Origin of the sequence: Clostridium sp. (assembly GCF_016650095.1) — a bacterium.
Taxonomy (GTDB): domain Bacteria; phylum Bacillota; class Clostridia; order Clostridiales; family Clostridiaceae; genus Clostridium_AD.
Genome location: NZ_JAENWL010000138.1, coordinates 1 through 8,444 on the forward strand (window position 1 = coordinate 1; position 8,444 = coordinate 8,444).

At 30.6% G+C, this 8,444-nt stretch carries 6 protein-coding genes and 1 riboswitch; of the genes, 5 read left to right on the top strand and 1 reads right to left on the bottom strand.

The features are described from left to right. Positions 1-322 precede the first annotated feature (322 nt). The gene (trmB, locus tag JJE11_RS09710; RefSeq protein ID WP_291635006.1) at positions 323-988 is read left to right on the top strand and encodes a tRNA (guanosine(46)-N7)-methyltransferase TrmB; all 666 of its coding nucleotides are present in this window, start codon (positions 323-325) and stop codon (positions 986-988) included. A 123-nt stretch (positions 989-1,111) separates the two neighbouring features. Here the strand turns inward: trmB and JJE11_RS09715 are convergent, their stop codons facing one another. Then, the gene (locus JJE11_RS09715) at positions 1,112-3,112 is read right to left on the bottom strand and encodes a methyl-accepting chemotaxis protein (RefSeq protein WP_291635008.1); all 2,001 of its coding nucleotides are present in this window, start codon (positions 3,110-3,112) and stop codon (positions 1,112-1,114) included. Between the two features lie 425 nt (positions 3,113-3,537). Here JJE11_RS09715 and JJE11_RS09720 point away from each other — a divergent pair, with 425 nt between their 5' ends. The 4 genes from JJE11_RS09720 to JJE11_RS09735 form a co-directional block, all read left to right on the top strand. Then, on the top strand, positions 3,538-4,362 hold the full coding sequence (locus JJE11_RS09720) for a VanW family protein (RefSeq protein ID WP_291635010.1): 825 nt from the start codon (positions 3,538-3,540) through the stop codon (positions 4,360-4,362). Positions 4,363-4,600: 238 nt separating this feature from the next. Further along, complete coding sequence (locus JJE11_RS09725) at positions 4,601-5,779, top strand: permease (RefSeq protein ID WP_291635012.1); 1,179 nt, start codon at positions 4,601-4,603, stop codon at positions 5,777-5,779. Positions 5,780-5,915: 136 nt separating this feature from the next. Continuing rightward, the gene (locus JJE11_RS09730; protein ID WP_291635014.1) at positions 5,916-6,761 is read left to right on the top strand and encodes a TIGR03943 family protein; all 846 of its coding nucleotides are present in this window, start codon (positions 5,916-5,918) and stop codon (positions 6,759-6,761) included. Positions 6,762-6,910: 149 nt separating this feature from the next. Beyond that, positions 6,911-7,092: riboswitch (cobalamin riboswitch) on the top strand. A gap of 137 nt (positions 7,093-7,229) precedes the next feature. Then, a partial coding sequence (locus JJE11_RS09735) for a cobyric acid synthase (protein WP_291635015.1) occupies positions 7,230-8,444 on the top strand: 1,215 nt, incomplete at its 3' end.

Below are 8,444 nucleotides of genomic sequence, written 5' to 3' on the forward strand. Positions count from 1 at the left end.
GTGCAAGTACCAGGATTATGGTTGTTTAATACTTTTGTAAACATTGCAGTGATAATTTAGAGGAAAATGGGAAGAGTGATTAAAGTGAGGGACGGTTAACAATTAATTGATCTTTAAATTATAAAAGTGAGTTAAAAGTGAAGGACAGTTAACAACTAATTTATCTTTAAATTAAATTAAAAGTGAGGGACAGTTAACAACTAAAGAAACTTTATAAACTATAAAGTTTCTTTAGTTGTTAACTGTGATATAATTATAAAGTGAATTTAATAAAAAATTATGTATTAATTTTTTAATGTTATAAATATAAGGGGAGAAACATATGCGCCTAAGGAAAAAATATTGGGCTAGACCAGAGCTAGAGTCTAGTAATATTGTAATAACAGACCAATATGCTCATAAAGGGAAATGGAATGAAACATTTGGAAATAATAATGAAATACATCTAGAACTAGGCTGCGGAAAAGGTGGATTTATAGCAGAGAAGTCTAAGCAAAACCACAACATTAATTTTGTAGGCATAGATTCAAAAGATGAAGTGTTAGTGTTTGCTCTTAGAAAAGTAATAGATGTAAGAGAAGTTGAAGAGGGAAAAGGTTTGAATGTAAGGCTTATGCCTTTAAATATCACGCTTATTGATGATGTGTTTGCAAAAGATGAAATAAGTAAAATTTATATAAATTTTTGTAATCCTTGGCCAAAAGATAGGCATAACAAAAGAAGATTAACTCACACTAGGTTCTTAACTAACTACAAGAAATTCTTAAAGCCTGGATCTGAGGTTTGGTTTAAAACGGATGATACAGAATTATTTGAACACTCATTAGAATATTTCAAGGAATGTGGTTTTGAAATATTATTTTCAACCTATGATCTACATAATAGTGATCTTAAAGACAATGTAGTTACAGAATACGAGGCTAAATTTGCGGAACTCGGAAAAAAAGCTATGTTTTTAAAAGCTAAACTAAACGTAGACAACAAATAAATCAATAAAAGGGATCAAATGTATTTTTTACATCTGCTCCCTTTTATTAATCATATTAAATAACAAATCAGTGTGCTAGTTTATGGTGCATATTGATGGTTATTTTATTTCATATGCCTTATATTAATTAATTTTGAATTTATTTATCTCAGTCTCCAATTTCTTAGCTAATATTTGAAGTTCATTTGAATGTTTTGTAAATTCTTCCATAGTAGCTGTTATTTCTTCTGTTGAAGCTGTAACTTCTTGTGAAGAGGAGGCTGTTTGTTCTGATATAGCTGAAATATTCTCGATTTCTGATACTGTAGATTGTTTTTTCTCGTTTATATCAATAATAGAAATTTTTATTACATCAACTTTAGTAATCATTACTTCAATTGATTTCAAAATTTCACTGAAAATCTCCTTAGTTTGACCTACCGCTAAGTCTTGTTCATTTACTATAGTCTCAGTGGAGTTAATAGCCTTTACTGCGATATTTGATTTATCTTGTATACTTGCTATAATTACCTTTATCTCTTCTGTTGAAGTTTTTGACTGGTCAGCAAGTTTTCTTATTTCTTCTGCAACTACAGCGAATCCTCTACCTGCTTCACCTGCACGTGCAGATTCGATACTTGCATTTAATGATAAAAGATTAGTTTGTTCCGTTATATTGGCTATTGTTTCGGAGATAGCATTTATTTGCTTAGTGCTTTCATTCATATCTTGAACTATATCGTTAACTTCTGTAGTAGCTGTTTTTGTTTTATTGGATTTCTCAATTAAGGTATTTATCATGGATAGTCCTTTTGAACCTAAATCTTTAGTATCGCTTGAGATTTTATCCATTTCATTAGAGTTAACGCTGATTTTATCTAATCTATTTGATAAGTCGTCCATCTGAGAAGCACCATTTTGAGCATTTTGAGCTTGCTCGGTTGCTCCTACTGAAACTTGCTCTATCGCACTTGCTACTTCGCCTATAGATGATGTTACTTCTTCTGACATACTAGAAAGAGCTGTTGAGGTTTCGAGTACTGTCTTGGATGATTTTGTAACACTATTCACAAGTTCTGATATATTTTTTAGCATTGAGTTAAATGATATAGCTAAATCGCTAAATTCATCTTTTGTTGAAGCGGTCAAAGACACTGTTAAGTCGCCATTTGAAGCCTTAGAAAATACTTCTTTTAACTTTTGTATATTATGAGCTATTCCCTTACTTAATATTAAAGACATAAATACTGAAATTATTCCCATTACTAATATTATTAACAAAGTTGTATGTAATATAGACTTTGTATCACTGGATAGTTCACTTTCATCTAACGTAGCAACTAACTTCCAACCGGTTAATTCATTTGTTTGATATACTCCAAATTTATTCACACCATTATAATCGTAATTAACAAAACCACTATTGTCTGACTCTACTTTATCCCAAAATGATAACTTAGAGGCACCGTCTGTGCCGATAAGATCCTTTTGAGGGTGAGCTATAACATTACCTAAGACATCAGCAATAAACACGTATCCTGTGTTGCCTACCTTCTTTGTAGATATCCGATCTGCAAGTGTGGTTAGTGTACAGTCGAGCCCAATAACACCAACTACTTTTCCGTTTTTTTCTACTGTTCGTGCGATTCCAACAACATTACTTCCTGTTACATCATCTTTATAGGGTGGGGTTATTATAACTTCACCTTTATGTTCTAAAGCTTGTTTATACCAAGGTCTTGAAGAAGGGTCATACCCTTTAGCAACTTCCGCTTTAGGAAATCTTTCAAATTTGCCAGAGGCAGTTCCGTAATATACATCGAGTATATCTTTATCACTTTCTTTTAAGTTTTTCAATACGTCAGGTACATATTTTAAATTATCAGCATCATCGACATTTACGAAATCATAATTATTTGACACCATTATAATCATATCTGAAAATCCATGAAAATAATCAAGTAACCCACTATTTATTTCTGTAAGTGTTTGCGTGCTTGTAAGAGTTAACTTCTTACTAAGTATTGATTTTGATTGACTATAAGAACCGAATCCCGCTATAATTAATGGAATTACACAAATACTTACTAAGCTGATGATTAATTTAGTACGAATACTGTTGAATTTTAAATTTTTAAATTTCATTTAGACGTCCCCCTCTTTTGTTTGTGCAAAATATAATATGATAGGATATTTTTTTAATAAGATAAAGTTATATTAATAATTTCCAATATAACTTTTTCATGCTAAAATTATCCAACCTAATATATAATAAATTATATAATTACTAAAATCAATATATTTCGACTTTATTTTAGTAATTATTTAAATTGAATTAAAAAGAGGATTATACAACCTTCATTTTTTTATTCTTTATTTTTAAGATATAAAATTGTTAATATATATTATTTTGAAATTAATGATATGATATATCATATAAACGACCTGAGAATGTAAATCATAAATGTAATTTATTATATCCTATGAGAACAACAATAATATTAGTTAATGGAGTATTGATTTATGCAAGTATATCTATATTAGGTTAATTTATTTCGGGGGTTGAGTTTATGATGTATTTAGAGAAAAAACCTATAAGAAGGTCAAAAATTAGGATTTTATTTGGTAAAGGTTATTACTCTGCCAAGAGGTACAAGCAGTGGTATTTTAAAGGCAATCATTATGCAAAGAATATAAGTGTGAAATTATATTCGTATGTTCTATTTACTCACAGTACACCTCTACTCAGAAAACTGAAAAATGTAGATATGCAGCTTCAATACAATAAAATTACAAATCTTAAACTTGCAGCTAATAAACTAAATGGTATAGTTATTAAACCTAGAGAAATTTTTTCTTATTGGAAGCTTATAGGCAAACCTACTTATGGAAAGGGATATTTAGATGGGTTAGTATTATGTGCGGATGGTACATTTAAAGCAGGGGTTGGTGGCGGACTTTGCCAGCTCTCAAATCTTATATATTGGATGACTTTGCACACAAGTTTAACTGTAACGGAAAGGTACAGACATAGTCATGATGTTTTTCCAGATGTTAATAGAACACAACCGTTTGGGACTGGGGCTACTTGCGCTTACAACTCTTTAGATTTGCAAATTTATAATGGTACAAGTAGTGACTTTCAACTTGTAATATATTTAACAAGGGATAACTTAGTTGGGGAATGGATAAGTACGCAGCGGTCTATGAATAAATATGAAGTTTATGAGAAAGAACATTCTATTACGCCTGGGATGTTTGGCGGATATATAAGAAATAATATAATTTATAGAAAAGTATATAATCAAAATATAGGTCTAATAAAGGATGAATATATTACAGAGAATCATGCTCACATGACTTATTCACCATACCTAAATGGAAAAATAGAGTAATATTTAAGATGTAATTATTAATTATTTGGTGATTCGAATAAATTTCTCAAAATACGAATAGTGTTATAAACAGAGTTGTCCACATTAGAGCCATAAATTTTGGTTCTAGTGTGGATAATTTTTTTAATGTATATTATATCTGGTTTTTGTTTTAGAACCATCGCAAATAGCATAGTACTCAGTTTAAGATAATATAATATTTAGAATGTATAAATATTAATAGCAAGGGGCTGAGAACTTGATTGATGAAAGTAAGAGAATTTATGATAGTGAGATTACTATAATAAAAATTTTAAGCATAATAATAGTCTTACTACTAAGTATATATTTCGCTAGGAATGCTAATATTATTAAATTAGATTCAAGGATTATTAATGACTTTGCTACGATTTTTCTTAGCATAATTTTTGAAGGTATCCCATTTATTCTAATTGGAGCATTAACTTCTTCTATAATTCAGATATTTGTTTCTGAGGATGCAATTGCTAAAATAATTCCTAAAAATAAATTCGTAGGGGTTTTAATTGCTTCCTTAGTTGGACTTGTTTTCCCAGTATGTGAGTGCGCTATTGTTCCTATAACTAGGAGACTTCTTAAGAAGGGTGTTCCTTTAAATATTGCGGTTACATTTATGTTATCAGTTCCAATAATGAATCCCGTGGTTTTATTGTCAACACATTATGCTTTCATGGGAATGCCATATATGGTAATAGCAAGAGCTATGTTTGGTATGATTGGGGCCATAACAATAGGTATACTTATTGGAACACTACATAGAGGTAGCCCCTTTAAGAGAGATACTGTGAAAAAGACTAAAGGCATCATATATAAAGCAGGATGTGGTTGTGAACATCATACTATGCACATACGTAAAAATACTACTATTATTAAAAATAAACATAGACATTCAAATGAGAATAATGGTAACTGTTCTTGTGGGCATAGTCATAATAATAGTAAAAGTAACAATAAGCTTATAAGAAATATAGAGGAAATAATATCACATACTAGCGTAGAATTATATGATATAGGTAGATTTTTTATAATGGGAGTATTCCTATCAACATGTATGCAGGTTTTCATACCTAAGACATTTATTTTATCAATAGGTGGTGGCGTTTTATCTTCCATAATAGTGATGATGATGCTCGCCTTTGTTTTATCAATTTGTTCAGAAACAGATGCCTTTATAGCTAGAAGTTTTTTAGGGCAGTTTACAACTGGTTCAATCTTAGGGTTTTTAATCTTGGGACCCATGATAGATATAAAAAATACAATTATGCTTTGTGGTAGTTTTAAAATAAGTTTTGTAGCTAAACTTATTTTCCTTATAATTACTATTTGTTTTATTTTAGCTGTAATAGCAAACATATTTCCAATTGCTATTCTAGGTAATGTTTTCAACTTAGGAATATGAAAAAAGACTAGCCTAGGATAGGCTCGTATACTGACTTGTTATTTGCTTGAATGTCCCTTGTCTTACAAAGACCAACAAGAGGGATAACGTTAGATAACTGTTGTCTACTCATAAAGACCTATTAGGAGGGTAATGCGTGAAAAAAAAGTTAAATCTAAATGAATTAATATGGTTTCTCATACTCACAGGTTTCACTTACTATTTTTATATGATTATAAGTACAAATAAAATAACTTTATTTGTACATCCCAAGATGGTTAAATACGTAAAGTTTGCATTAGTTTTTTTTATCATTTTGGCTATTTTCCAAGGGAAGAATATTTTTAGCGATAAAAAAGCTAAGACATTAAAGATTGGGTATATCATGTTCTTAATTCCACTTAGCTTAGGAATTCTATTGAAATCAGAAGGGCTCAGTGTTGATAGCGTAATAAATAAAGGATTTTCATTAACGTCACAATTGAAAATTAGTACTTTAAATCATAAACATACACTCTTACCTGATGGGACACAGATATGTGAGTATGATGAAAAAAACATTAAGTCTACTGAGAACACTAATGTTGCAATAAAGAACTCTTTAGAAAGTATGGAACCAGTAAAAGTTGAGACTATGGATATGACTAATGAAAACTTTAAAAATAATTATGAAGATATATATGAAAATTCAAACAATTATGTTGGTAGGGCTATTAGTATTAAGGGTTTTATATATAACCAAAAGGGACTTAATAAAGATGAATTTATATTATCTAGAATTGTTGTAAGTTGTTGCATGGCAGATGCTCAATTATGGGGTCTTCTATGTGATTATTCGAGTGAGAAAATATTCACTGAGGGCACTTGGGTAAACATAGAGGGTACACTTGGACAGCGAGAATATCAGGAGTTTAAAAGTGGAGAAATTAGTATGATTCCAACAATTAAAGTGAATAAAATAGAAAGATCAGATAAGCAAGATAATGAGTATTTATATAATTAGTAAAATCTATAATTTCGAAAAATGTAGCAAGGAATATAAAGCTCTTATAGATTGACATAATTAATGTAATGCTATAGACTTGGTTATGTAGAAACGCATAACATAATGGAATTTGTAAGTTTGATTTTAAAATAGTATATTAGGGAAAAAGTGAATAGATATTTTTAGGTGCCTTTTAGTAATAAGGTGAAAAGGGAATGTGGTGTAATTCCACAGCAGCCCCCGCTACTGTAATTGAACATGGATTTTTTTATAACCACCTGCAAAGCGGAAAGGGATAAGAAAAAGCGTATCAAGAGCCAGGAGACCTGCCTAAAATTGTAATATTAAGCTTTCGGCGGGAAAGAACTTGTAGAATTTAAGTTAGTGCAATGAGAAATTTGTACATAACAGCAGGTGTGAAAGCTTGCTGTTATTTTTATTTTGCACCAAAGTGAGAATATTAGGAGAAAGAAGGGGGAAAGAGTTATGGCTAAAATAATGGTTCAAGGAACCGCTTCATCTGTAGGGAAAAGCATATTAGTAACAGCGCTTTGTAGGATTTTTAAACAAGATGGATTTTCAGTATGTCCTTTTAAGTCACAGAATATGTCATTGAATTCTTATATTACATTAGATGGAAAAGAAATGGGACGAGCACAGGTGCTTCAAGCTTATGCAGCTGGCCTTGAGCCACAAGTATTTATGAATCCGATTTTATTGAAACCTACCTCAGATAAAAAGTGCCAAATTATAGTTAATGGTAAGGTTTATGGAAATAGTACAGCAATGCAGTATCATAATATGAAATTAGAATTTAAAGATATGTTAAAGAAGCAGTTTGAAGAACTAGAAAAAAAGTTTGATATTATAGTAATGGAAGGCGCAGGTAGTCCTGCAGAAATTAATTTAAGAGATAGAGATATAGTAAATATGGGAATGGCAGAGCTTATAGATGCCCCTGTAATACTCGCAGGAGATATAGATAAAGGTGGAGTATTTGCATCCCTTGCAGGAACTTTGCTTTTACTAAATGAGAATGAGAAAAAAAGAGTTAAAGCCACTATTATAAACAAATTTAGAGGGGATTTAGAAATTTTAAAACCTGGACTTACAATGCTAGAGGATATTATACATATTCCTTGTGCAGGGGTAGTTCCTTACTTTAGATTGGATTTAGAAGATGAAGATGGAGCAGTAGAATTTAACAAAAAAATTACTGCACCTATAGATGTAGCGGTAATAAAGCTTCCACATATATCGAATTTTACAGATTTAGATGCATTAAAGAGTGAGGAAGATGTCTCAGTTAGATTTGTTACAACTAAAGAAGAATTAGGAGATCCAGACTTACTTATAATACCTGGAACTAAAAATACTATTGAGGATTTAATCACTTTAAGAGAGTCGGGGCTTGCAGACGCAATTGTGAAATATAGCGAAGAAGGTAACATATTAGGTATTTGTGGAGGCTATCAAATGCTTGGGAATAGCTTAAGCGATCCTCATGGTGTAGAGGCAAATTTGGAAAAAACAGAGGGCATGAAACTTTTAGACATAGAAACAATATTTGAAGATGAAAAAATAACTACAAGAGTAAAGGCTAGAAGTATTAATAAGTGGGCTAATAACAAATCCAATAGTGAAAAAAACAATTTAGAAAGTTCAAGTAATATAAATCTAGAAGTCTATGGTTATGAAATA